The organism is Bacillus sp. NPDC094077 (assembly GCF_050279465.1).
GTDB lineage: Bacteria > Bacillota > Bacilli > Bacillales > Bacillaceae_G > Bacillus_A.
In genome coordinates this window covers 386,832-413,358 of record NZ_JBNNUF010000001.1, presented here as the reverse complement: position 1 = coordinate 413,358, position 26,527 = coordinate 386,832, and the positions used below count along the sequence as shown (strand labels likewise).

24 protein-coding genes are annotated in these 26,527 nt (G+C 37.1%); 22 read left to right on the top strand and 2 right to left on the bottom strand.

What is annotated here, in order from left to right; translation table 11 throughout:
- Nucleotides 1-16 precede the first annotated feature (16 nt).
- The gene (locus ACQKNR_RS02005) at nt 17-1,726 is read right to left on the bottom strand and encodes an Rqc2 family fibronectin-binding protein (RefSeq protein WP_427314989.1); all 1,710 of its coding nucleotides are present in this window, start codon (nt 1,724-1,726) and stop codon (nt 17-19) included.
- Between the two features lie 105 nt (nt 1,727-1,831).
- Here ACQKNR_RS02005 and ACQKNR_RS02000 point away from each other — a divergent pair, with 105 nt between their 5' ends.
- From ACQKNR_RS02000 to spoVM, 17 genes are all read left to right on the top strand, one after another.
- Complete coding sequence (locus ACQKNR_RS02000; protein ID WP_427314987.1) at nt 1,832-4,555, top strand: calcium-translocating P-type ATPase, SERCA-type; 2,724 nt, start codon at nt 1,832-1,834, stop codon at nt 4,553-4,555.
- 99 nt (nt 4,556-4,654) lie between these two features.
- Nucleotides 4,655-5,530 carry a YicC/YloC family endoribonuclease gene (locus ACQKNR_RS01995; protein ID WP_427314985.1) on the top strand — a complete coding sequence of 292 codons (876 nt, stop codon included), beginning with the start codon at nt 4,655-4,657 and terminating at the stop codon, nt 5,528-5,530.
- A 67-nt stretch (nt 5,531-5,597) separates the two neighbouring features.
- A complete protein-coding gene (gene remA, locus ACQKNR_RS01990; protein ID WP_001251456.1) occupies nt 5,598-5,861 on the top strand; it encodes an extracellular matrix/biofilm regulator RemA in 264 nt (87 codons plus the stop codon).
- Between the two features lie 13 nt (nt 5,862-5,874).
- Nucleotides 5,875-6,492 (top strand): guanylate kinase, encoded by a 618-nt coding sequence (gmk, locus tag ACQKNR_RS01985; RefSeq protein WP_001257739.1) that lies wholly within the window; start codon nt 5,875-5,877, stop codon nt 6,490-6,492.
- Nucleotides 6,493-6,494: 2 nt separating this feature from the next.
- The gene (gene rpoZ, locus ACQKNR_RS01980; protein WP_000933961.1) at nt 6,495-6,707 is read left to right on the top strand and encodes a DNA-directed RNA polymerase subunit omega; all 213 of its coding nucleotides are present in this window, start codon (nt 6,495-6,497) and stop codon (nt 6,705-6,707) included.
- 172 nt (nt 6,708-6,879) lie between these two features.
- On the top strand, nt 6,880-8,085 hold the full coding sequence (gene coaBC, locus ACQKNR_RS01975) for a bifunctional phosphopantothenoylcysteine decarboxylase/phosphopantothenate--cysteine ligase CoaBC (RefSeq protein WP_427314983.1): 1,206 nt from the start codon (nt 6,880-6,882) through the stop codon (nt 8,083-8,085).
- Complete coding sequence (priA, locus tag ACQKNR_RS01970) at nt 8,082-10,487, top strand: primosomal protein N' (protein ID WP_427314981.1); 2,406 nt, start codon at nt 8,082-8,084, stop codon at nt 10,485-10,487. The genes coaBC and priA overlap by 4 nt, the downstream gene beginning before the upstream one ends.
- Nucleotides 10,488-10,498: 11 nt before the next feature.
- Nucleotides 10,499-10,969 carry a peptide deformylase gene (def, locus tag ACQKNR_RS01965; RefSeq protein WP_427314979.1) on the top strand — a complete coding sequence of 157 codons (471 nt, stop codon included), beginning with the start codon at nt 10,499-10,501 and terminating at the stop codon, nt 10,967-10,969.
- Nucleotides 10,970-10,992: 23 nt separating this feature from the next.
- On the top strand, nt 10,993-11,937 hold the full coding sequence (gene fmt / locus ACQKNR_RS01960; protein ID WP_427314977.1) for a methionyl-tRNA formyltransferase: 945 nt from the start codon (nt 10,993-10,995) through the stop codon (nt 11,935-11,937).
- Entirely contained in the window at nt 11,934-13,268 is a 1,335-nt protein-coding gene (gene rsmB, locus ACQKNR_RS01955) for a 16S rRNA (cytosine(967)-C(5))-methyltransferase RsmB (RefSeq protein WP_427314975.1), read from the top strand. Before fmt ends, rsmB begins: the two co-directional genes overlap by 4 nt.
- Before the next feature lie 4 nt (nt 13,269-13,272).
- Complete coding sequence (gene rlmN, locus ACQKNR_RS01950; RefSeq protein ID WP_193410022.1) at nt 13,273-14,361, top strand: 23S rRNA (adenine(2503)-C(2))-methyltransferase RlmN; 1,089 nt, start codon at nt 13,273-13,275, stop codon at nt 14,359-14,361.
- A gap of 4 nt (nt 14,362-14,365) precedes the next feature.
- Nucleotides 14,366-15,118, top strand: a complete 753-nt coding sequence (locus ACQKNR_RS01945; protein WP_193410021.1) for a Stp1/IreP family PP2C-type Ser/Thr phosphatase — start codon at nt 14,366-14,368, stop codon at nt 15,116-15,118.
- Nucleotides 15,119-15,126: 8 nt separating this feature from the next.
- Nucleotides 15,127-17,100: a Stk1 family PASTA domain-containing Ser/Thr kinase gene (gene pknB, locus ACQKNR_RS01940; protein ID WP_427314973.1), complete on the top strand. Its 1,974-nt coding sequence runs from the start codon at nt 15,127-15,129 to the stop codon at nt 17,098-17,100.
- Nucleotides 17,101-17,353: 253 nt separating this feature from the next.
- Entirely contained in the window at nt 17,354-18,235 is an 882-nt protein-coding gene (gene rsgA, locus ACQKNR_RS01935) for a ribosome small subunit-dependent GTPase A (RefSeq protein WP_427314971.1), read from the top strand.
- A 2-nt stretch (nt 18,236-18,237) separates the two neighbouring features.
- The gene (rpe, locus tag ACQKNR_RS01930) at nt 18,238-18,882 is read left to right on the top strand and encodes a ribulose-phosphate 3-epimerase (protein ID WP_427314970.1); all 645 of its coding nucleotides are present in this window, start codon (nt 18,238-18,240) and stop codon (nt 18,880-18,882) included.
- A gap of 99 nt (nt 18,883-18,981) precedes the next feature.
- Nucleotides 18,982-19,662, top strand: a complete 681-nt coding sequence (locus ACQKNR_RS01925; RefSeq protein ID WP_427315794.1) for a thiamine diphosphokinase — start codon at nt 18,982-18,984, stop codon at nt 19,660-19,662.
- Between the two features lie 66 nt (nt 19,663-19,728).
- On the top strand, nt 19,729-19,809 hold the full coding sequence (gene spoVM / locus ACQKNR_RS01920; protein ID WP_001213599.1) for a stage V sporulation protein SpoVM: 81 nt from the start codon (nt 19,729-19,731) through the stop codon (nt 19,807-19,809).
- 73 nt (nt 19,810-19,882) lie between these two features.
- Here the strand turns inward: spoVM and rpmB are convergent, their stop codons facing one another.
- Nucleotides 19,883-20,071 (bottom strand): 50S ribosomal protein L28, encoded by a 189-nt coding sequence (rpmB, locus tag ACQKNR_RS01915; RefSeq protein ID WP_000124776.1) that lies wholly within the window; start codon nt 20,069-20,071, stop codon nt 19,883-19,885.
- A gap of 377 nt (nt 20,072-20,448) precedes the next feature.
- Here rpmB and ACQKNR_RS01910 point away from each other — a divergent pair, with 377 nt between their 5' ends.
- The 5 genes from ACQKNR_RS01910 (at nt 20,449) to plsX (ending at nt 26,522) form a co-directional block, all read left to right on the top strand.
- Nucleotides 20,449-20,811: an Asp23/Gls24 family envelope stress response protein gene (locus ACQKNR_RS01910; RefSeq protein ID WP_000021109.1), complete on the top strand. Its 363-nt coding sequence runs from the start codon at nt 20,449-20,451 to the stop codon at nt 20,809-20,811.
- A 22-nt stretch (nt 20,812-20,833) separates the two neighbouring features.
- Nucleotides 20,834-22,510, top strand: coding sequence for a DAK2 domain-containing protein (locus ACQKNR_RS01905; RefSeq protein WP_427314968.1), 1,677 nt, complete (start codon nt 20,834-20,836; stop codon nt 22,508-22,510).
- 290 nt (nt 22,511-22,800) lie between these two features.
- Nucleotides 22,801-24,849 carry an ATP-dependent DNA helicase RecG gene (gene recG / locus ACQKNR_RS01900; RefSeq protein WP_427314966.1) on the top strand — a complete coding sequence of 683 codons (2,049 nt, stop codon included), beginning with the start codon at nt 22,801-22,803 and terminating at the stop codon, nt 24,847-24,849.
- 90 nt (nt 24,850-24,939) lie between these two features.
- Nucleotides 24,940-25,530: a transcription factor FapR gene (fapR, locus tag ACQKNR_RS01895; protein WP_427314964.1), complete on the top strand. Its 591-nt coding sequence runs from the start codon at nt 24,940-24,942 to the stop codon at nt 25,528-25,530.
- Nucleotides 25,530-26,522, top strand: coding sequence for a phosphate acyltransferase PlsX (plsX, locus tag ACQKNR_RS01890; protein ID WP_193410013.1), 993 nt, complete (start codon nt 25,530-25,532; stop codon nt 26,520-26,522). The genes fapR and plsX overlap by 1 nt, the downstream gene beginning before the upstream one ends.
- Nucleotides 26,523-26,527: the final 5 nt, after the last annotated feature.

The following is a 26,527-nucleotide window of genomic DNA, read 5'->3' as shown; positions in this document are numbered from 1 at the left end:
GCAACGCATTTTTTATTTACACTTTTAATTTCATTACGATGTCAGCATCTGGTGTTACATATACTGTTTGTTGGTTATCATACGTAACGAATCCAAGTTTTGCACCACTTGGCTTTTTAACGTGACGGATTTTTGTGAAATCAACGGGTACAGAGCTAGACTCTTTTGCTTTACTGTAATAAGCGGCAATTTTTGCAGCTTCTAGCAAAGTTTCTTCAGCAGGTTCTAAAGAACGAATGACAACATGAGAGCCAGGTATGTCTTTCGTATGTAACCAAATTTCATCACGACGGGCAAATTTGGTTGTTAAATAATCATTTTGCTTATTGTTTTTACCAACGAAAATCTCTGTACCATCACTAGCCAAATATTTATCCAATACTGGTTTTGTAGGCTTTTTCTTTGCATTTTTCGTCTTACGATTACGCATATAACCTTCTTCAGCTAGCTCTTCACGAATTTCTTCAATATCTTTTGAAGAAGCAGCTTCCATTTGTTGAAGTAAGCTATCAAAATAAAGAATTTCTTCATTTGTCTTTTCGATTTGTTCTTCTACAACAACAACTGAATTTTTTGCCTTTTGGTACTTTTGGAAGTAGCGTTGTGCATTTTCAGATGGTGTTTTTAAAGGATCTAATGTAATTTTTACAGTACCGCTATTTTCATCGTAATAATTAACGACTTCAATATCTTTATCACCTTTTTTCAAAGCGTACATATTGGCTGTAAGCAGCTCTCCAAATAGTTGATATTTATCTGCTTTTCCAGCATCTTGTAATGTTTTTTCAAGTTTAATAAGTTTTTTCTCGTTTTTGTTTTTTTCGTTTTGCATAAAGCGTTCTAAATCATGAGCTTGTTGTTTTACACGATCACGCTCTGCTTTACCGAAGAAGAAGCGATCTAACAATTCGCTCACTGATGAGAATGTTTTTTCTTCTCCTTGCAAATGGGTAAGAGGGAAAAGATAAAAGAATTCTTTCCCATTTGCAGTGATCATTGCTGGTGTATATGTATGAGATAGTAATGGCATTTGTATAGAGAAAAATGCTTCTGATAAAGCTTTCTCATTTACCATACCTGCTTTTTTTACTACTTCTTTTGCAAATAATGGGGAAATGCCCATAAAAGCTCCGACAAGTTGCTTATCCATATTTCCAGATAAAAAGTCTAGCGGTCTAATAAAATCATCCGCGGTTTCAATTTGCAGAGGATTGATTTTATGTTGGGCTGGTGGTGCAACGTATTCAGCACCAGCATATACAGTACGGTGACGGTTTACGGCTAACGAAACGTGTTTTAAGCTATCTAAAATAACGTTCGTTTTCGTATCTACTAAGATAATGTTACTGTGTCTTCCCATTATTTCGATTACTAATGTTTTTAATGATTCGTCTCCGATTTCATTACGACTGCGAACTGTAATTTGAATAATACGTTCTAAGTCAATTTGCTCAATTTTTTCAATAAATCCACCTTCTAAATGTTTGCGAAGAAGCATACAAAACATCGGCGGTATTGCTGGTGAATCGTAGTTTTGATTCGTTAAGTGCATACGCGCATATGTAGGATGAGATGAAAGAATTAGTTTTTGGTTCTTTCCGTTTGCTCGAATATGTAATAAAATTTCATATTTTGAAGGTTGATATATTTTGGAAATTCTTCCGGTTTGAAGAGAATTTTCAATTTCGTGTGTAATCGCTCTTGTAAATAATCCATCGAATGCCATAAATGAACACTCCTTTCTAACTAAAAGTTAATTATAGCATTTTTTTGGACGAGGCTGAATAAGCTTTCAATAGAGTATGTCTGGAATCAGGAGGTCGATAGCAGGATGAACTGGTATGGAATGCGAGCACATGAAGTGGAAGAAAGAACGAATACAAATGTGAAGGTTGGACTTACAGAGAAAGAAGCAGAAGGGCGAATAAAGAAATTTGGTACAAATGAATTAGAAGAGGCAAAAAGGCCTTCTGCACTAATGGTATTTTTAGCGCAATTTAAAGATTTCATGGTACTTGTTTTGTTTGGAGCAACAATTGTTTCTGCATTTTTAGGTGAATATATTGATTCTATTGCTATTGTTGCCATTGTTATTATCAATGGTATTCTCGGCTTTTTTCAAGAGAGAAAGGCTGAAAAATCATTAGAAGCTTTAAAGGAACTAGCCGCCCCGCAAGTGACTGTACTGCGGAATGGAAAGTGGGTAAAGGCACCATCTAAAGCGCTTGTTTTAGGTGACATCATTAAATTTTCCAGTGGTGATCGTATTGGGGCTGATGTACGTCTCGTTGAGGCATCGAGTTTATATATCGAAGAGTCTGCTTTGACAGGAGAGTCAGTACCTGTGCAAAAAAAGGTAGAAGTATTGCAAGGGCAAGATGTTTCAATTGGTGATCAAAAAAATATGGCATTTATGGGGACGATGATTACGCGAGGATCTGGAACAGGAGTCGTTGTAGCGACTGGTATGAATACAGCAATGGGCCAAATTGCAAATATGTTACAAAATGCAGAGCAAATGGAAACGCCGTTACAAAGAAGATTGGAGCAACTCGGAAAAATATTAATTATTGTGGCTCTTATTTTGACGGCCCTTGTTGTATTAGCCGGTGTGTATCAAGGGAATGAAGTATATCATATGTTTTTAGCTGGTGTGTCGCTAGCTGTTGCTGCTATTCCAGAAGGATTACCAGCAATTGTTACAGTAGCTTTATCGCTTGGTGTACAGCGCATGATAAAAAAGAGAGCAATTGTAAGAAAGTTACCAGCCGTAGAAACGTTAGGGTGTGCTTCTGTTATATGTTCTGATAAAACAGGAACAATGACGCAAAACAAAATGATGGTAACACATATGTGGTCAGGTGGAGAGTTGTGGAAAGTGACAGGTCAAGGATATGAGCCTAATGGGTCTTTTATGAAAGGTGAAAAAGAAATTGATCCAGGTAAGACGAAGGCGCTTTATCAACTACTTACATTTGGTTCACTATGTAACAATGCAAATATTATTCAAAAGAAAAAGGCGTATGTATTAGATGGAGACCCAACAGAGGGAGCACTTGTAGCTGCAGCAATGAAAGCGGGGATAACACGTGATGCACTGAAAGGGAAGTTCGAAATTATTCGTGAATTTCCATTTGATTCGACTCGAAAAATGATGAGTGTTATTGTCCGTGATCGAGAGGGGAAAAAGTTTGTTGTTACGAAAGGAGCACCAGATGTCCTCTTGCAAATGAGTCAAACGATTTTATGGGGGGATAAGCAGCAACCGTTAAGTGAGTTGTATAGAAAAGAAGTACAGGCGGCAATTCATAGTTTAGGTAGTCAAGCGCTTCGAACAATTGCAGTTGCATTTAAGCCATTAAAAGCAACAGATTCTATTGAGCATGAAAGAGATGTTGAAAAAGATTTTATGTTAATCGGCATACAAGGTATGATCGATCCGCCAAGACCAGAGGTGGAACTGGCGGTAAAAGAGTGTAAAGAAGCTGGTATTCGAACAGTGATGATTACAGGAGATCATAAAGTAACAGCGATGGCAATTGCAGAACAATTAGGGATATTACCACCAGGAGGTCGTGTTGTTGAAGGGACAGAACTAGCAACTATGGATATAGAAGAACTAGAAAATGTTGTAGAAGATACGTATGTATTTGCTCGTGTATCACCTGAGCATAAATTAAAAATTGTTAAGGCGTTGCAAAATAAAGGGCATATAGTAGCGATGACTGGTGATGGAGTAAATGATGCACCAGCCATTAAAACGGCGGATATAGGGATAGCGATGGGGATTACAGGAACAGACGTTGCGAAAGAAGCTTCTTCACTTGTATTACTAGACGATAATTTTGCTACGATTAAATCAGCAATTAAAGAAGGTAGAAATATATACGAGAACATACGTAAGTTTATTCGATACTTATTAGCATCAAACGTTGGGGAAATTTTAGTAATGTTATTTGCAATGTTACTTGCATTACCACTGCCAATGGTTCCAATCCAAATATTATGGGTGAATTTAGTTACTGACGGTTTACCAGCGATGGCATTAGGTTTGGATAAGGCGGAAGGAGATGTAATGAAGAGAACACCACGTCATCCGAAAGAAGGGGTATTTGCTAGAGGACTTGCGTGGAAAATTATTAGCCGGGGCTTTCTAATTGGGGCGGTTACATTAGTGGCGTTCATTATCGCATATAATCAACATCCAAATGAGCTGAAATATGCGCAGACTGTGGCATTCGCGACGTTGGTACTTGCACAACTTATTCATGTATTTGATTGCCGAAGTGAACATTCTATCTTCCACCGCAATCCGTTTGGGAACGTGTATTTAGTAGGAGCGGTTATAATTTCTTTACTGTTAATGCTAGTGGTTATCTATTATCCACCGTTACAACCGATTTTTAGTACAATGCCAATACAAGCAAGAGATTGGTTGCTAATTGGAGGTTTATCATCAATTCCGACTTTCCTACTAGTAGGTTCTTTATTAACAGGGAAAAAAGAGAAGAAGGAAAAGCCACTGTTATATAAGAAGGGATTAAACTTGAAATAGTCAATGATATGAAAATGTGATATAATTTACAGAAGGTAGTAGAGCCTTGTCTCTATTACCTTTTTCATTGAGTTATTTCATGGCTTGGATGTGATAAAAATGATTTCTAGTATGACAGGGTTTGGAAGAGCGAAAGTAGAAAATGATACTTTTCAAATTACAGTAGAAATGAAATCGGTGAACCACCGTTTTCTAGAGATGAGTATTCGACTTCCGAAGCAAATGATGGTGTTTGAAGACAAAATTCGTAAAATAATTGCAGAACAAGTTCGACGTGGACGCATTGAAGTGTCTATTAGTATAACAGGTGAAGGGCTTGTTGAAAGAAAATTAAGTGTGAATTGGTCGCTTCTTGAACAGTACCAATCGATTATGGAAGATATAAAAGGAAAATTTCAATTACAAGATTCTATTACACTTCAACAATTAATGGAAATGCCAGAAGTAACGGCAATTGAAGAAGTAGAAAATGTAAATGAACAATTTGAGAACAGTTTATATGAGGCTGTTCGCCAAGCTGCTCATATGTTGAAAACGATGAGAGATGGCGAAGGAGAACGATTATATAAAGATATAGCATATCGTTTGCAAGAGATTCACAATTGTGTAAATGCCATTATTCCGCATGCACCAATTGTTACCCAAAAATATCGTGAACGATTAGAAAATCGCTTAAAAGAATTACATAATCAAGATTTAGATGAACAAAGATTGTTAACAGAAGTGGCAATCTTTGCTGAACGTTCTGATATTCACGAAGAGTTAGTTCGTTTACAAAGCCATATAGAGCAATTTCGTGAAGCGTTGCAAATTGCAGAGCCTGTTGGAAGGAAAATGGACTTCATCGTGCAAGAAATGCATAGGGAAGTGAATACGATTGGCTCGAAGGCAAATGACTTAACAATTTCAAAATATGTTGTAGAAATGAAAAATAACCTTGAAAAAATTCGTGAACAAGTACAAAATATTGAGTAGCTTTCAAAAAATATATAAAGTTATACGTGGTGGAGAAATCGGATAGACTTACTAGGAGGCGCAAACTATGGCCATGCGGTTTTTAAATATTGGATACGGAAATATTGTATCTGCTCATCGAATAATTGCTATTGTAAGTCCGGAGTCAGCTCCTATTAAACGAACAGTACAAGAAGCACGCGAACATAATGCTTTGCTTGATGCTACGTATGGGAGAAAAACAAGGGCGGTTATTGTTATGGATGATGGGCATGTTGTATTAAGTCCAATTCAGCCAGAGACGATTGCACATCGTTTGAATAATAAAGAAGATTTAAGTGAGGAAGGGTAGGTTTTACATATTTATGAGAAGTAGAAGAGGATTGCTCATCGTTCTTTCAGGACCTTCTGGGGTCGGGAAAGGAACGGTTCGAAAAGAGCTGTTTAGCCATGAGGATACACGTTTTCAGTACTCTATTTCAGTAACGACACGTAAGCCGCGTGAAGGTGAAGTAGATGGTGTGGATTATTTCTTTAAAGAGAGAGAAGAATTCGAGGAAATGATTCGTAATGAAAAGTTACTTGAATGGGCTGAATTCGTAGGTAATTATTACGGAACACCGATTGACTATGTTGAAAAAACATTACAAGAAGGAAAAGATGTATTCTTAGAAATTGAAGTGCAAGGAGCAATTCAAGTTAAGAAAGCTTTCCCAGAAGGTGTATTTATTTTCTTAGCACCTCCAAGTTTATCTGAACTAAAGAACCGAATTGTCGGTCGTGGTACAGAAACTGAAGATGTTATTGAAAATCGTTTAACTGTAGCGAAAGAAGAAATCGAAATGATGGACGCTTACGACTATGTAGTAGAAAACGATCAAGTTGAATTAGCTTGTGATAGAATTAAAGCAATTGTGGTTGGCGAACATTGCCGCCGCGAAAGGGTAGCAAAATATTATAAAGAAATGACGGAGGGTCTATAATTATGTTAAATCCATCAATTGACTCATTACTACAAAAAATCGATTCTAAATACACACTAGTAACAGTAGCTGCAAAGCGTGCGCGTGAAATGCAACTTGCTAATAACTGTGTTGTTGAACAACCTGTTTCTCATAAATGTGTAGGTAAAGCATTAGAAGAAATCGATGCAGAAGCGTTAAGCTATGTACCAAGTGAAGATAAAGTAGCTGAATAAGACTTTGCCTTCGACAATTTAAAACATAGACTTTATAATTTTCTATGTAACGGTAACAACCTATTTACAAGTAGGTTGTTATTTTTTTACGATAGGGATGAAATATAGGTACTGACGAGCTGGAAATTCTATTTCAGTGTTATAAGTTTGAAAAAGAAAGAGGACGAGTCATATGCTAAAAGGGAAAAAGATACTTCTATGTGTAACAGGAGGCATTGCGGTTTTTAAAGCGGCTGCGTTAACGAGTAAATTGACACAAGCTGGTGCTATTGTAAAAGTAATGATGAGTGAGTCAGCAATGAAGTTTGTTACGCCTCTTACATTCCAAGCACTTTCTCGCCATGATGTATATACGGATACATTCGATGAGAAAGACTCAGCTGTTATTGCCCATATCGATTTAGCAGATTGGGCAGATGTGGTACTTATTGCACCTGCTACAGCAAATTGTATTGGGAAGTTAGCAGGTGGTATTGCGGATGATATGATTACAACTACTTTGTTAGCTACAACTGCTCCAGTATGGATTGCGCCTGCTATGAATGTGCATATGTATGAAAATAAAATTGTTCAAAAAAATATGATGACGTTAAAAACGCTAGGATATACATTTATTGAACCTGGAGAAGGCTTTTTAGCGTGTGGCTATGTAGCGAAGGGAAGACTAGAAGAACCAGAAGCAATTATTGCGCGGTTAGAGGAAGCTTTCTCGGAACAAAAACCATTGCAAGGAAAGAGAATATTAATAACTGCTGGTCCAACTCGAGAAAAGGTTGATCCAGTTCGTTTTATGACGAATTTTTCTTCTGGGAAAATGGGGTATGCCATTGCAGAAGTGGCATCGAACTTAGGTGCTGATGTTATACTCGTTTCAGGACCGACAGCATTAAATCCACCACTACATGTAACAACGATACAAGTGGAATCTGCACAAGATATGTTAGAAGCGGTTCTTCAATATTATCAAAATGTAGATGTTGTCATTAAAACAGCAGCAGTTGCAGATTATCGTCCGAAATATGTTCATGATAATAAAATGAAAAAGCAAAATGGTGATGCTGTAATTGAATTGGAGAGAACAGTAGATATTTTAAAAACGTTAGGTGAGAAAAAGGATAAACAGTTACTTATCGGTTTTGCGGCTGAAACGACAAACGTAGAGGAATACGCAACGAAAAAATTACGTGAGAAAAATGCGAATATGATTGTCGCAAATGATGTAAAAGCGCAAGGAGCTGGATTTGGCACGGATACGAATATTGTAACAATGTATAGAAAAGATGGAAAAGTTATTGAGTTGCCACTTTTAACGAAGAAAGAGGTAGCTCGTGAAATATTAAAGCAAATTGAAATGATGTTAGAAGATGATTGTTTATGAAATTTGCAAGTGTAATTGTTGATGTACCTGCCCGTCAGACAGATCGACCGTTTGATTATATTATCCCTAAAAAATGGGAAGATATTGTCCAGACAGGAATGCGTGTAGTTGTTCCGTTCGGCCCAAGAAAATTGCAAGGGTTTATTATCGGGATCAAAGATTCGGTTGACGTAGAAAGTAAGAAATTAAAGACAATCCATGAAATATTAGATGTAACACCGGTTTTAAATGATGAATTATTAAAGCTTGGATATTGGCTTACAAGTGAAACGTTATGTTATATGATTTCAGCTTTTCAAGTGATGCTTCCAACAGCGATAAAAGCAACGTATAAAAAGCGTCTACAACTGCGTAAACAAGAAGAAGTAGCACCTGAAATACTGTATTTATTTGAGGATAAAGAAGCAATCGATTTTGAAGTGATCGAGGCGCATCCACATGTATACCGGACTATTCAACAAGAAATTAAAAATGGCACGATTGAAGTCGTTTATCAAGTGAAAGATAAAGTACAGAAGAAGAAACAAAGAGTCATTCAGCCGGAGTTACCGGAAGATAAATTAGAATTAGCGGCATTTGAATTGAAAAGTAAAAAACAACAAGATGTACTCTATTATTTTGTGGAAAATTATAAAAGTGTACCGTTGAAAGTGATAACAGAAGAGTTGCAAATAACAGATGCCCCAATAAAAGCACTTGTTAAAAAGGGGCTAATCTCAGAAAAGTATGTGGAAGTATACCGGAATCCGTATGACGATGATGATTTTGAACAAACGAAACCATTTCCACTTACGGAGGAACAAAAGCAAGTCATTACACCGATTTTATCATCAATTACAAATGAAACTTACAATCCATTTTTACTATATGGTGTTACAGGAAGCGGAAAGACAGAAGTATATTTACAATCTATAGCAGCAGTGTTGAAGAAAGGAAAAGAAGCTATTGTACTTGTTCCTGAAATTGCACTAACACCTCAAATGGTAGATCGTTTTAAAGGTAGATTTGGCTCGCAAGTTGCGGTTCTTCATAGTGCGTTGTCTGTTGGAGAAAAATATGATGAATGGCGTAAGATTTTAAGAAAAGAAGTGAAAGTGGTTGTTGGTGCGCGCTCAGCTATTTTTGCTCCCTTTGAAAATTTAGGGATTATTATTATTGATGAAGAGCATGAATCGAGTTATAAGCAAGAAGATAATCCGAGGTATCATGCAAGGGATGTAGCTGTGTGGAGAGGACAATATCATAAGTGTCCTATCGTTCTTGGTAGTGCAACACCTACTCTTGAATCGTTTGCAAGAGCGAAAAAAGGTGTTTATGAATTACTAACAATGGAAAAACGTATGAATGAACAAGCTTTACCGGCGGTAGAGATTGTAGACATGCGCGAGGAACTTCGTGACGGGAATCGATCCATGTTTTCTAAGGCACTGCATGAAAAAATAGCAGATCGATTAGAAAAGAAAGAACAAATGGTACTCTTTTTAAATAGAAGAGGTCATTCTACATTTGTGATGTGCCGCGATTGTGGGTATGTTGTACAATGTCCGCATTGTGATATTTCGCTGACGTATCATAAAATGAATCATCGTTTAAAATGTCATTATTGCAGTCATGAAGAGAATATGCCAACTGCCTGCCCTGCTTGTAATAGTACTCATATTCGTTTCTTTGGTACTGGTACACAAAAGGTAGAAGAAGAAATTACAAAATTATTCCCAGAGGCGCGAGTCATTCGAATGGATGTGGATACAACAAGCCGTAAAGGAATGCATGAAAAATTATTAAAGGCATTTGGTGAAGAGAAAGCAGATATATTACTTGGAACACAAATGATCGCTAAAGGGCTTGATTTTCCGAAGGTGACGCTTGTTGGAGTGTTAACGGCAGATACAATGCTGCACTTACCAGATTTTCGGGCGAGTGAAAAGACCTATCAATTATTGACGCAAGTCAGTGGACGTGCTGGAAGACATGAATTGCCAGGGGAAGTTGTAATTCAAACGTATACACCAGAGCATTACAGTATAGAATTAGCAAAGAATCAACAATATGATGTGTTTTTTGACCAAGAAATGCAAATGAGACGAACAAGACAATATCCACCTTATTACTACGTTGTACTTGTAACTGTATCTCATCCAGAATTATTAAAGACAGTCCAAGTGACGGAAAAAATTGTCGGTCATTTACGCACGCATTGCTCGCAGCAAACGATGGTTTTAGGACCAGTTGCTTCAGCAATTCCAAGGATAAAAGATAGATATCGTTATCAATGCATGATAAAATACAAACGGGAACCAAACTTAAAGAACGTGCTCAAAATGGTAAATGAACATTATCAAGCAGAAATGCAAAAAGAGCTACAAATCTCAATTGATTTTAATCCAACAATGTTAATGTAGCGGAGGGAAATATGGCAGTTTTAGAAATAGTAAAGCATCCAAATGAAGTGTTAGAAACACCATGCGAAAGAGTAATTAACTTTGATAAAAAGTTAGTGAAATTGTTGAAAGATATGCATGAAACAATGTTAATTGCGGACGGAGTCGGTTTAGCTGCGCCTCAAGTAGGTGTAAGCTTGCAAGTAGCGGTTGCTGATATCGGTGATGATACTGGAAAAATCGAGTTAATCAATCCATCCATATTAGAAAAACGTGGTGAGCAAGTAGGTCCCGAAGGCTGTTTAAGCTTCCCGGGACTTTATGGTGAAGTGGAACGTGCCGATTATATTAAAGTAAGAGCGCAAAATCGCCGAGGTAAAGTATTTTTATTAGAAGCGGAAGGATTTTTAGCGCGTGCAATTCAACATGAAATCGATCATTTACACGGTGTTTTATTTACATCGAAAGTGACAAGATATTATGAAGAAAACGAATTAGAATAGGTGTTAAAAGGAGCGGTTTTTAAATGATAAGAGTAGTATTTATGGGAACACCGGACTTTTCAGTGCCGGTGCTTCGTCGTCTTATTGAAGATGGCTATGATGTAGTAGGTGTTGTGACACAACCTGATCGTCCAGTGGGTAGAAAAAAAGTATTAACACCTACACCTGTTAAAGTTGAAGCGGAAAAACATGGTATTCCAGTGTTACAACCGTTAAAAATTCGTGAAAAAGACGAATATGAAAAAGTATTGGCATTAGAGCCAGATTTAATTGTAACAGCTGCATTTGGTCAGATTGTACCAAATGCAATTTTAGAAGCCCCAAAGTATGGATGTATTAATGTCCACGCTTCTTTACTTCCTGAACTTCGTGGTGGTGCACCGATTCATTATGCAATTATGGAAGGTAAAGAAAAAACAGGTATTACAATTATGTACATGGTAGAAAAATTGGATGCTGGTGATATTTTAACGCAAGTGGAAGTGGACATTGAAGAGCGTGAAACGACGGGCTCATTATTTGATAAGTTAAGTGAAGCAGGAGCACACCTTCTATCTAAAACAGTACCTTTATTAATTCAAGGTAAGTTAGAGCCAATTAAACAAAACGAAGAAGAGGTAACGTTTGCATATAATATAAAACGTGAGCAAGAGAAAATTGATTGGACAAAAACAGGTGAAGAAGTATACAATCACATTCGCGGATTGAATCCATGGCCGGTTGCTTATACAACTTTAGCAGGACAAGTTGTTAAAGTATGGTGGGGAGAAAAAGTACCCGTAACCGAAGCGGCTGAAGCAGGTACGATTGTTGCGATCGAAGAAGACGGTTTTGTTGTAGCAACGGGCAATGAAACAGGGGTTAAAATTACTGAATTGCAACCTTCTGGTAAAAAGCGTATGAGTTGTTCACAATTTTTACGTGGCACAAAACCTGAAATTGGAACGAAGTTAGGAGAAAATGCATGAGACAAAATGTTCGTGAATTAGCTCTTGATGGTTTAATTCAAGTAGAAAAAAGTGGTGCTTATAGCAACTTACTTTTAAATAATCTAATTGAAAAAAGTGCAATTGATAGAAAAGATATTGGTTTATTAACTGAAATTGTATACGGAACGATTCAACGTCGTGACACATTAGATTATTATTTACAACCTTTTTTAAGAAAAAAAGTTGAGGCGTGGGTAAGAGTATTACTTCGCTTGTCTTTATATCAAATGGTTTATTTAGACAGAGTGCCAGAAAGAGCAGCTATTCATGAAGCAGTTGAAATTGCAAAGCGCCGTGGGCATAAAGGAATTGCTGGTATGGTAAACGGTGTATTACGTTCGATTCAGAGGGAAGGTGTACCTTCTTTAGATGAGATTAAGGATCCAGTCGAACGTCTTGCAATTGCAACGAGTCATCCAGTTTGGCTTGTACAAGAGTGGACTTCTGAATATGGTTTAGAAACTGCAGAGAAAATGTGCGAAGTAAACATGTTACCTCCTGTACCTACAGCACGTGTGAATGTTGATAAGGTAACAGTAGAAGAAGCGATTGAGTTGTTGGCAAGTGAAGGTATAGAAGCGAAACGTGGTGACCTGTCAGATGATGCAATTCAGATTGAAAGAGGGAATGTAGCGCATACAGAAGCGTTTAAAAAAGGATTCCTTTCTATTCAAGATGAAAGCTCTATGCTTGTAGCACGTGCTTTAGAACCGAATGCGGGAGAGGAAGTTCTTGATAGTTGTGCTGCTCCAGGTGGAAAAACAACGCATATTGCAGAACGATTAAAGGGAACTGGTAAGGTTATGTCCCTTGATTTACATGCACACAAAGTGCGTTTAATTAAACAGCAAGCAGAGCGACTTGGCCTAGAAAACGTAGAAACAAAAGCGTTAGATGCTAGAAAAGTGCAAGAGCACTTTGCAAATGAAACTTTTGACAAAATATTGGTAGATGCACCGTGTTCTGGTTTTGGTGTAATTAGACGTAAACCTGATATTAAGCTAGGAAAAGATAAGGGCGATAGTGAAAGATTATCGACGATTCAATTTGCGATACTAGAAAAAATAGCACCGTTATTAAAACAAGGCGGTCGTCTTGTTTATAGTACGTGCACAATTGAGAAAATAGAAAATGAACAAGTAATAGAGAAATTTTTACAAGAACATCCTGAATTTGAATGGGATACTACGATAAAAGAGCGTATGCCAGAAAAATTAAGCCCGTATATTGATGAAGGTCAAGTACAAATTTTACCGCATTATTTTGCAACGGATGGCTTTTATATTGCTTGTTTAAGGAAGAAGGTGTAGCATCATGGAAACGACTGTAAGAAAACAAAAGAAAAATGTAGAAACGAAAAAACCATCAATTTACTCTTTACAACTTCATGAAATGCAAGATTGGTTAAAGGAACAAGGAGAACCGAAGTTCCGTGCTGGACAAATTTTTGACTGGCTATATAAAAAACGTGTAAAAAATTATGAGGATATGTCAAACCTTTCTAAAGGATTGCGTGATAAATTGTCGAATTCCTTTGATATTACTACTTTAAACACGTTAGTAAAACAAACGTCTTCGGATGGAACAATTAAATTCTTATTCCAATTATATGATGGATATTCTATTGAAACGGTATTAATGCGACATGAATATGGAAATTCCATTTGTGTAACAACACAAGTTGGTTGCCGTATTGGATGTACGTTCTGTGCCTCTACACTTGGTGGGCTAAAACGAAACCTAGAAGCTGGAGAAATTGTAGCGCAAGTAGTAGAAGTACAGCGTGCGCTTGATGAAACAGACGAACGTGTAAGTTCTCTTGTTGTAATGGGAATTGGAGAACCGTTTGACAATTACGATAATTTAATGTCGTTCTTACGCATCATTAACCATGAAAAAGGAATTCATATTGGTGCGCGACATATGACAGTTTCTACAAGTGGGATTATCCCGAAAATTTATAAGTTCGCTGAAGAAGATCTACAAATTAATTTTGCGATTTCATTGCATGCGCCAAACTCAGAATTACGTTCAAAATTAATGCCGATTAACCGTGCTTATAAGTTACCTGACTTAATGGAAGCTATTAAATTCTATGTAAATAGAACAGGGCGTCGTATTACTTTTGAATATGGATTATTTGGAGGAGAAAATGACCAAGTTGAGCACGCTGAAGAGCTTGCTGCACTCTTAAAAGGTGTAAAATGTCATGTGAACTTAATCCCGGTAAACTACGTACCTGAACGTGATTATGTACGTACCCCACGTGAACAAATTTTCTTATTCGAGAAAACGTTAAAAGATCGTGGAGTGAATGTAACGATTCGCCGTGAACAAGGTCATGATATTGATGCAGCCTGCGGTCAGTTGCGTGCGAAGGAGCGCAAAGAAGAGACGAGGTGACGAGATGAAAGCCGTGTTTCTATCAGATAAAGGAAAAGTTCGTCAACATAATGAAGATAGTGCAGGAGTTTTTCACAATTTAGATGGAAATATTTTAGCGGTAGTAGCAGATGGAATGGGAGGTCATCGAGCTGGCGATGTAGCTAGCTCGATGACCATTCAATTATTCCATGATTATTGGAAGCAAACGCATAATATGAATGAGCCTAAGAAAGTAGAAGAGTGGTTACATACTAGTGTTGGAATTATTAATGAACGTATTTATGAATATTCTAAACAACATGTAGAATGTAATGGTATGGGGACAACAATTATCATAGCAATTTGTACGCCTAATTTTGTAACAATTGGTCATATAGGAGATAGTCGTTGTTATATGGTATCAGAGGGAGTAATATCGCTTGTAACGGAAGATCATTCCCTTGTAAATGAACTTGTGAGACATGGTGAGATTTCAAAGGAAGACGCAGAATATCACCCAAAAAAGAATGTTTTGTTAAGAGCATTAGGAACAGAAGAAACAGTTGGATTAGATGTTAAAACATTGGTGCTTGAGGAAGATGATCAGTTACTTCTTTGCTCTGATGGATTATCTAACAAAGTTTCTATTGCTGATATGCAACAAATTTTACAGTTAAATGAACAGCTTGAAGGTAAGGGGCAGCGTCTCATTCAACTGGCGAATGATCGCGGTGGAGAAGATAATATTACCCTTGTTCTTATTGATTATGCGGGTTCGACAAACGAAAGTAGGTGAAGTGCAACGTGCTGATTGGAAAACGCTTAAATGACCGTTATAAGCTGCTGAAAATGATTGGCGGTGGAGGAATGGCCAATGTGTATTTAGCTCATGATGATATACTTGGCCGAGATGTAGCGGTAAAAATATTAAGACTCGACTATTCAAATAACGAAGAGTTTATTAAACGTTTCCATCGAGAAGCGCAGTCTGTTACTACGTTGTCGCATCCAAATATTGTGAATATGTATGATGTCGGAGAAGAAGATGGTATATATTATCTTGTAATGGAGTATGTACCTGGGCAAACATTGAAGCAATACATAACTGAGCGAGGGATGTTACCTATAGGAGAAGCTCTTGATATTATGGAGCAGTTAACATCCGCTATGGCACACGCCCATCATTTTGAAATTGTGCATCGTGATATAAAACCGCACAATATTTTAATTCGAGCTGATGGAGTAGTAAAAGTAACAGATTTTGGAATTGCGACAGCTACAAGTGCAACAACAATTACACATACAAATTCGGTACTCGGTTCGGTGCATTATTTATCACCAGAACAAGCGCGCGGCGGGATAGCAAATAAACAATCAGATATTTATTCACTTGGTATTGTTATGTTTGAATTGTTAACAGGAAGACAGCCATTTTCGGGCGAATCTGCTGTTGCAATAGCTTTAAAACATTTACAAAGTGAAATACCGTCTCCAAAAAGATGGAATGAAAATATTCCACAAAGTGTTGAGAATATTATATTAAAGGCAACTGCGAAAGATCCATTCCATCGATATCAATCTGCTAATGCAATGAAGCGAGATATTGAAACAGCACTATATCCAGAGCGGATAAATGAGCAACCATTTTACATACCAGAAGATATGGAAGCGACGAAAGCGATTCCAATTATCCAACAAGAACAATTATTTGAAAATGTAAGCGATGAAACAATTGTTTTAAACGGAAGTAAAGTGGATGAATCAATAAGAAAAGAAGGTACTGAATTAGATAAGAAGAAAAAACGAAGTAACAAATGGATCAAAGTGTTAATTACGACATTTTTACTTTTAGCAATTGGAATCACATTAGCGCTTACTGTTATTCCGGGATTCTTTATTCCGAAAGATGTAAAAGTTCCTGAAGTGGCTGGTATGAAATATACGACAGCTGTAAATACATTAGTAGAAAAGGGTTTTGAAGTGACGGAACCTAATATTGTATATACAGATGATGTTGAAGCTGGGAATGTAATAAAAACAGACCCTGTAGCAGGCAGGGTCGTGAAAGAAAACTCTAAAATTACTATCTATCAATCAGGTGGAAAAAAGAAAAGTAAGATGAAGGATTTCACAGGACAAAACTTTGAGAGTGTAAAAACTGAGTTAGAAGAAAAATATAAACAAGTTACAGTAAATTATATTGAAAATGATAAGCCGAAAGGTGAAATCGTAGAGCAAATCCCGACGCCTGATCAAATGGTTATAGAAGCGGAGCAAGAACTGAAAATCTGGGTAAGTAAAGGGCCTTATCAAATTAGACCAGGTGATTTTTCAGGGTGGACTGAAAATAGTGTAACTGGTTATTTGAATGAGAGAAAACTAACTTCAGATATAAAACGAGAGTATTCAGATACAGTTGAAAAAGGACTTGTAATTTCGCAATTTCCAAAGCCAGGTACACCATTAAAAGAGGGAGACAAAGTAACTATTATTATCTCTGATGGCCCAAAACCTAAAGTGACTAAAACGGTAAAAGTGGACAATATTTCTGTCCCATATGAGCCTGCTGCAACAGGTGAGAAAAAGCCACAAACAATAGAAATTTATAAAGAAGACATGCAGCAAAAAATGGATAGACCGGTTGAAACCAGAACAATTACTGAGTCAGCGACTCTTTCTTTAGAATTTGTAATTCAAGAAGGTACAAAGGGACACTATAAAATTGTTCGAGATGGAGTAACGATTATCGACAAAGAAGTACCATATCCAACTCAATAATAGTGAAAGTCTTTGCTTATTATTCTTGCCTGTTATGCTGTCTACAAAGTGGACGGTATAGCAGGCAAAAATATATGATTCCAAAAGTTACTAAAGTGATACGGCTGTAAATATTATGTTGAATTTGATGGAAGATTATAATGTATATTAACAAAGGTATATATTTGATGGTTTTTGAAATAATTGTTTAAAGAGTTTAAAACCATTCATTTTTAATTACAGCTTTACTTTATACAAAATAAAGGAGAATTATATGCCAGAAGGAAAAATTGTAAAAGCTTTAAGCGGGTTTTATTATGTGCAGCATGAAGAAGGGATTACACAATGTCGCGGGCGTGGTGTATTTAGAAAGAATAAAATTACACCACTTGTAGGAGACCAAGTCGTTTTTCAAGCGGATAATCCAAATGAAGGTTATGTGCTTGAAGTATTTGATCGAAAAAATGAGCTTGTTAGACCTCCTATTGCAAATGTGGATCAAGCGATTCTCGTTTTCTCTGCAGTAGAACCAGATTTCAATCCAGGTTTGTTAGATCGATTTTTAGTGCTAATTGAATATCATAATATTAAGCCAATTATTTGTATAAGTAAAATGGATTTAGTGGATGAAAAGATGAGAGAAACCGTTGAAGCTTATGCTAATGATTATCGTGAAATGGGTTATGATGTATTATTTACTTCTATAAATACATCAGAAAGTATTGATATTTTAAAGCCATACTTAGAAGGTTGTGTTTCTGTCGTTGCAGGTCAATCTGGTGTTGGGAAATCTTCAATGCTTAACGTTCTACGTCCAGACTTAGAATTGAAAACAAATGATATTTCCTCACATTTAGGACGCGGGAAGCATACGACAAGGCACGTAGAATTAATTGAAATCGGAAGTGGACTTGTAGCAGATACACCTGGTTTTAGTTCACTAGATTTCATAGATATAGAGGTAGAAGATCTTACATATTGTTTTCCGGAGTTGAAAGAAGCGAGCCAATACTGTAAATTTAGAGGGTGTACACATCTTTCTGAACCAAAATGTGCGGTGAAAACTGCTGTTGAGGAAGGGAAGATTACTGAATATCGTTATAAGAATTATAAACAATTCGTAGAAGAAATTAGAGAGAGAAAGCCGAGGTATTAGTCATGATTAAAATTGCACCATCGATTTTATCAGCAGATTTTTCAAAATTAGGGGAAGAAATTAAAGATGTAGAAAAAGGTGGAGCAGATTACATCCATGTCGATGTAATGGATGGACATTTTGTACCAAATATTACGATTGGGCCATTAATTGTTGAAGCCATTCGTCCAATTACATCATTGCCGTTAGATGTACATTTAATGATTGAAAATCCTGATAATTATATCCCAACTTTCGCAAAAGCGGGAGCAGATATTATTACTGTCCATGTAGAAGCTTGTCCTCATCTACATCGTACAATTCAGTTAATCAAATCTCATGGCATTAAAGCGGGGGTCGTATTGAATCCGCATACGCCAGCTTCGGTAATTGAGCATATTTTAGAAGATATAGATATGGTATTACTTATGACAGTAAATCCTGGATTTGGCGGACAGAAATTTATTCATTCTGTATTACCGAAGATTAAAGAAGTTGCAGAAATGGTTAAAGAGCGTAATCTAGAAGTGGAAATTGAAGTTGATGGTGGTGTTAACGCTGAAACAGCAAGACTTTGCGTTGAAGCAGGGGCAAATGTTCTTGTAGCTGGATCAGCGGTATACAATCAAAAAGACCGCGGTGAAGCAATTCGTGTCATTCGTGGATAATGAATGAACAATCCTTTATCCTAGTGAAGCTTCTAGTTCAGTAAGAGTTCACTATTTACACAGGATAGAGCAAAAAATATGCAAAAGGCAATCTACCGAATGGCAGATTGCCTTTTTACAATAGAAGGGGAAGAACAAATGATTATTCATATTTTAGCAGGAGGGCCTGTAGAATATTGCGCAGATTTTTCTCGATATGAAAATGGGAATGTAGTATGGGCGGCGGTTGATAGAGGAGTGTACCGTTTATTAAAAAGAGGTATTACCCCAGCTGTTGCGTTCGGCGATTATGATTCAGTTACAGAAGAGGAATTAGTATGGATGGGACAGCAAACAAATGAATTACATATTGTTCCGCGTGAAAAGGATCAAACGGATTTAGAAATTGCAATTAACTGGGCGTTAGAACAGAATCCGACATTAATTCGTATTTTTGGAGCTACTGGTGGAAGACTTGATCACGGCTTAGCAAATATACAAATGCTTTTAAAAGGGTTAGAAGTAGAGATAGAAATGTGCATTGTAGACAATAAAAATGAAATAACAGTTAAAAAAGTTGGTATACATATAATTGAAGAAAATAAAAATTTTCCTTATGTATCTTTTGTGCCGGTTACTGAAATAGTGGAAGGTATTACTTTACTTGGTTTTAAGTATCCTCTTACGAATAGAACTATAGAGTGGGGATCGACACTTTGTATTAGTAATGAACTCATTGAGGAAAAAGGTACTTTTTCATTTACTTCCGGCATATTAATGATGATAAGAAGCACTGATTAAAGAAACAATTTTGCTCCTTACATCATATAGTGAACAAGTGGAGTAATGGGGATTAGGAGGGAAACCATGAGATTTTATACAATTAAGTTACCTAAATTTCTTGGTGGAATTGTTCGAGCAATGTTAAATACCTTCAAAAAAGACTAAAAAAAGCACCTATTACCGGTGCTTTTTCCATTGGTATAGTAAAAAAAGAGCCTAGTGGCTCTTTTTTTTATTATTAAACACGTTCGATTTTGCCAGATTTTAATGCTCTAGCAGAAACGTAAACACGTTGAACTTTTCCGTCGATGCGTACGCGAACTTTTTGAAGGTTAGCGCCCCATTTACGTTTTGTAGCGTTCATTGCGTGAGAACGAGAGTTACCAGAACGAGCTTTTCTTCCAGTAATAGCACAAACACGAGCCATTTATATTTCCCTCCCTTGATACCTTACCATACGTAATTTTTCAATGTTAGTCTTTTATGCGATGCTAAAAACACTACTATAATTTAACACAACTAAAAAGAGAATGCAACACCGTAGAAAAAAGAAATCAAGAAAAATTACTTGACACTATATGTCAATGAAGAAAAGTTGAAATCAAGAAAAATTGCTTGACATATTATAGTGGTACATGTTGTATAATAACAATGGACTATTTTGCTCATCATAAAAAAGTGTAATTAAAAACATAAAATTATGAGAGTGAAAAGAAAGAACGATGGAATTTTCTTTAAAAAGATTATATGATAGTAACTAAAGTAGTCTAGCTCACTTTCACCATTTATGAAGGGGGAAACGAGATGTCAATTGAAATTAAAACGAAGTACGGTCAAATTGATATTAGTACAGATGTAATTGCAACAATTGCTGGAGGTGCCGCAGTAGATTGCTACGGTATCGTAGGTATGGCATCAAAAAATCAGTTAAAAGATGGATTAACAGACATTTTACGAAAAGAAAACTTCACTAGAGGCGTTATTGTTCGTAAAGATGAAGATGAAGTACATATTGATATGTATATTATTGTGAGCTATGGTACGAAAATTTCAGAAGTAGCACATAACGTGCAGACGAAAGTGAAATATACATTAGATCAAACTGTAGGACTAGCAGTAGATTCTGTAAACATCTACGTACAAGGAGTTAAAGTAATAAACTTGTAATGTGCATTAAGGAGGAAAATCTGTGTCAATTCAAAAAATTGATGGAAAACGTTTATCACAAATGATCATTCAAGGAGCAAATAATTTAACAAATAATGTTCAGCTTGTTGATGCATTAAACGTATTTCCAGTTCCAGATGGCGATACCGGTACAAATATGAACTTATCAATGACTTCAGGCGCACGTGAAGTGAAAGCAAATCCTTCACAGCATGCTGGTAAAGTCGGTGTAAGTTTAGCAAAAGGATTACTAATGGGAGCTCGTGGTAACTCTGGTGTTATTTTATCGCAGTTATTCCGTGGTTTCTCTAAATCCATTGAAAACAAAGAAGAGTTAACAACAGTTGATTTTGCTGCAGCTTTAGAAGCTGGAGTAGAGGCAGCTTACAAAGCGGTTATGAAACCGATTGAAGGAACGATTTTAACGGTTGCAAGAGAAACGGGTAAATATGCAGTGACAGTTGCGAAAAAACAGCGCGACTTTGTTTTGTTTATGGAAGACGTTGTAAAAGAAGCGAACGCATCGTTAAGTCGTACGCCGGATTTATTACCTGTATTAAAACAAGTTGGCGTTGTAGATAGCGGTGGTAAAGGTCTTGTAGTTGTATACGAAGGATTTTTAGCTGACTTAAAAGGAGAAACGATTTCTTCTGATGCGCCGACGCAACCATCTATGAATGAAATGGTACGCGCAGAACATCACCGTAGTGTACAAAGCCAATTGAGTACAGAAGATATTAAGTATGGATATTGTACGGAGTTCATGGTGAAATTAGAGGCTGAAAAAGTGAAAGAGCATAATTTCTCTGAGCAAAAATTCCGTGAAGATATTAGTGTGTATGGTGATTCCCTACTGGTTGTATCTGATGATGAAATTGTAAAAGTTCATATCCATGCAGAGCATCCGGGAGACGCTATGAACTACGGGCAACGTTACGGTAGCTTAATTAAGATTAAAGTAGAGAATATGCGTGAACAGCATACTGCTTTATTAGATGAACCTACTATGATGCCTGAGCAAACAATCCAGTTAAAAGAGAAGCAACCGTACGGTATTGTAACTGTAGCTATGGGATCTGGTATTAAAACTTTATTTGAGAGCATTGGTGCGACGAAAGTTATCGAAGGTGGTCAAACGATGAATCCAAGTACGGAGGATATCGTGAAGGCGATTGAAGAAGCGAATGCTGAAAAAATCATTATCTTACCGAATAACGGAAATATTGTGATGGCAGCAGAACAAGCAGCATCAGTTGTGGATCAAGAAGTTATTGTAGTTCGTTCAAAAACAGTTCCTCAAGGTATGGCTGCAATGTTAGCATTTAATCCAGTTGGAACGTTAGAAGAGAATGAAGAAAACATGAAAGAAGCTTTATCGCATGTGAAAACAGGTCAAATTACGTATGCTGTTCGTGATACGGAAATTGACGGTGTTGAAATTCAAAAAGATGATTTCATGTGTATTGCAGATGGAAAGATTGTATCTACAAATGCTGAAAAAGTAGGAGCTGCAAAGCAATTACTAGAGGCGCTGATTGATGAGGATTCTGAAATCATTACGATTCTACAAGGTGAAGATGCAACAGCCGAAGAAGTGGCTGAATTAGTTGCGTTTGTAGAAGAGAACTTTGAAGATGCAGAAGTAGAAGTACATGTTGGAAATCAACCGGTATATTCTTTTATCTTCTCTGTAGAATAAGAAAAGATTCGCTTTGGAAATAAATGGATTACTTACTTGCTAATGGATGAGAAGTAGTATTATGAAGTTTATTACTAGTTTTTATTCAAAAGGCTAGCATATTGAAGAAAGAAAAGAGCCTTGCTGCTAATAGTGAGGCTCTTTTTTTACTTGTTTCATTGAGGGATTTGAGTAGTTTCTCTTAGAATGCCTATGATAGAATATATAAGGTGAAAGAGAGCGATTACAGATGTTAAGTGATACTCAAATAGAGTGCAACAAAGAAAATAATGTGACGGAGCGTGAGAATCTTGAATGAAGTTGTACAAGTTCCTGTTACGGATGTAAAGGGAATCGGAGGAGAAACATCTGACTTACTACATGAGATGGGAATTTATACAGTTTCTCATCTATTAGAACATTTTCCGTACCGTTATGAAGATTATGCGATGAAAGATCTTGCTGAAGTAAAGCATGATGAGCGTGTAACAGTTGAGGGGAAGGTTCATAGTGCGCCTTTACTGCAATATTATGGGAAGAAGAAGTCGCGTCTTACAGTTCGTGTTCTCGTCGGTCGTTATTTAATTACGGCTGTATGTTTTAATAGACCTTACTATAAGCAAAAGCTAAAGCTAGATGAAACGGTAACGATTACTGGTAAATGGGATCAACATCGTCAAACAATCGCTGTATCAGAGCTTCATTTTGGACCGGTTGTACGTCAACAAGAAGTAGAGCCTGTATACTCTGTGAAAGGGAAACTTACAGTAAAACAGATGCGCCGTTTTATTGCCCAAGCGTTAAAGGAGTATGGGGATTCTATAGTAGAAGTGTTACCGGATGGTTTGTTAAGTCGATATAAATTATTACCACGTTATGAAGCGCTTCGAGCGTTGCATTTTCCGGTAGGACAGGAAGATTTAAAGCAAGCTCGTCGCCGTTTTGTATACGAGGAATTTTTCCTGTTTCAGCTGAAAATGCAAACATTACGGAAAATGGAAAGAGAGAATTCGAAAGGGACGAAGAAAGAAATTTCGTCAGTAGAATTACAAGAATTTATCGATGCACTTCCGTTTCCATTAACGGGTGCGCAACGCCGGGTTGTGGATGAAATTTTAAAAGATATGACATCTCCTTATCGGATGAATCGACTTTTGCAAGGTGACGTTGGTTCCGGGAAAACGGTTGTCGCTGCGATCGCTCTTTATGCGGCGAAATTAGCTCGTTACCAAGGTGCTTTAATGGTTCCTACAGAAATTTTAGCCGAACAACATTATCAGTCGCTTGCTGAAACATTTTCACATTTTGGTATGAAGGTTGAATTGTTAACAAGTTCTGTTAAAGGTGCGAGACGCCGGGAGATTTTGGCGAAATTAGAACAGGGAGAAATAGATATCCTTGTTGGAACGCATGCTTTAATTCAGGATGAAGTTATATTTCATAGGTTAGGTCTCGTTATTACTGATGAACAACATAGATTTGGTGTAGCGCAGCGCCGGGTTTTGAGGGAGAAAGGTGAAAGTCCTGATGTATTATTTATGACAGCGACACCAATTCCGCGTACGTTAGCAATTACTGCATTTGGAGAGATGGATGTTTCTATTATTGATGAAATGCCAGCTGGTAGAAAGGTAATTGAAACGTATTGGGCAAAACATGATATGTTAGATCGCGTTCTCGATTTTGTGGAGAAAGAGATCAAAAAAGGAAGACAAGCATATGTTATTTGCCCTCTTATTGAAGAGTCTGAGAAACTTGATGTACAAAATGCTATCGACTTACATAGTATGTTGACCCATCATTATCAAGGGAAATGTCAAGTGGGGTTAATGCATGGAAGGTTATCTTCTCAGGAAAAAGAAGAGATAATGGGACAATTTAGTGAAAATAAAGTGCAAATTCTTGTGTCGACAACAGTTGTTGAAGTAGGTGTCAACGTACCGAATGCGACTGTGATGGTTATTTACGATGCAGAGCGTTTCGGTTTATCGCAGCTCCATCAGCTCAGGGGGCGTGTTGGACGTGGAAGTGAACAATCATATTGTTTATTAATAGCGGACCCTAAATCAGAAACAGGAAAAGAGAGAATGCGCATTATGACTGAAACAAATGATGGGTTTGTATTGTCAGAAAAAGATTTAGAGTTACGAGGTCCTGGGGATTTCTTTGGAAGTAAGCAAAGTGGTTTACCAGAATTTAAGGTTGCTGATATGGTACATGATTATCGAGCATTAGAAACAGCAAGGCAAGATGCGGCGATACTAGTAGATTCAGAAGCGTTTTGGCACAACGATCAGTATGCTGCCTTACGTACGTATCTTGATGGGACAGGTGTGTTCCAAGGAGAGAAGCTCGATTAAAGGTAGGTAACGAAAAATTTTTGTTGCATTCTACTTTTAATGATTATATACTACTGTTAGTACCTAGTCATAAAAAATGGATGGTGCGGTATGAAAAAAAGAAGAAGTAAAAAAGAAAGACAAGAGTTATTACAACAAACAATAGAAACGAATCCTTTTATTACGGATGAAGATTTAGCAGAAAAATTTCAAGTGAGTATACAAACTGTACGCCTTGATCGTATGGAATTGTCTATTCCTGAATTAAGAGAGAGAATTAAACATGTAGCTACAAAGCAACATGAAGAAGATGTGAAATCTTTACCGTTAGAAGAGGTTGTCGGAGAAATTATCGATATAGAGTTAGATAGACATGCGATTTCTATCTTTGAAGTAAAGGTAGAACACGTATTTAAAAGAAATCAAATTGCTCGTGGGCATCATTTGTTTGCGCAAGCAAACTCACTAGCTGTTGCGGTTATTGATGAAGAATTAGCTTTAACTGCAAAGTCTACCATTCGATACATTCGTCCTGTAAAATTAGGAGAGCGTGTTGTTGCAAAAGCGCGCGTTGAAGATGTAGAGAATGATAAGGGACGGACGGTTGTCAAAGTGCGTAGCTTTGCTGGAGAAGAACTTGTTTTTACAGGCACTTTTGAAATGTATCGATCTAGTAATTATAGTGAGGAAGGTAACAACTAATGAAAATCGCAATAGATGCAATGGGCGGCGATCATGCTCCAAAGGCTGTAGTATTAGGGGCAATGAAAGCTATTAAGGAATATTCAGATATACATATTACGTTAGTAGGGAAAGAAGAAGAAATTCGTCAATACTTAACGAGTGAAGAGCGAATTACAATTCTTCATACAGACGAAAAAATTGAAGCGACAGATGAACCAGTAAGAGCCGTTCGTCGAAAAAAACAAGCTTCAATGGTACTGGCGGCGCAGCAAGTGAAAAATGGTGAAGCGGATGCTTGTATATCAGCAGGTAGTACAGGGGCTTTAATGGCAGCTGGATTGTTTGTTGTTGGTCGTATGGAAGGAATTGAGCGACCTGCTTTATCACCTACAATGCCTACTGTTGATGGAGAAGGCTTTGTCATGTTAGATGTTGGGGCAAACGTTGATGCAAAACCAATTCATTTATATCAATATGCAGTAATGGGTTCTGTTTACGCTGAGAAAGTAAGAGGCATTAAGAATCCACGTGTCGGACTTTTAAACGTTGGAACAGAAGATGGAAAAGGTAACGAGCTTTCGAAACAAGTCTTTGCAATGCTTAAAGATGCGCCAATTAATTTTGTTGGAAACGTTGAATCAAGAGACTTATTGCAAGGTGTAGCAGACGTTGTTGTATGTGATGGTTTTACGGGTAATGTGGCGTTGAAATCATTAGAAGGAACAGCACTTGCGTTATTCTCTATGTTGAAAGAGCAACTAATGAGTTCGTTTACGAGTAAATTAGCAGCAGCGGTATTAAAACCAAAACTTATGGTATTAAAAGATAAAATGGATTATTCGGAGTATGGCGGAGCGGCGTTATTCGGATTGAAAGCTCCTGTCATTAAGGCTCACGGTTCTTCCAATGACCAGTCGATATTTAGTGCGATTCGTCAAACGAGAGAAATGGTAGCGAAAGAAGTAATTCCTACGATTTCAAGCGTAATGGAGAAAGAGTCACTCCAATAAGAGGA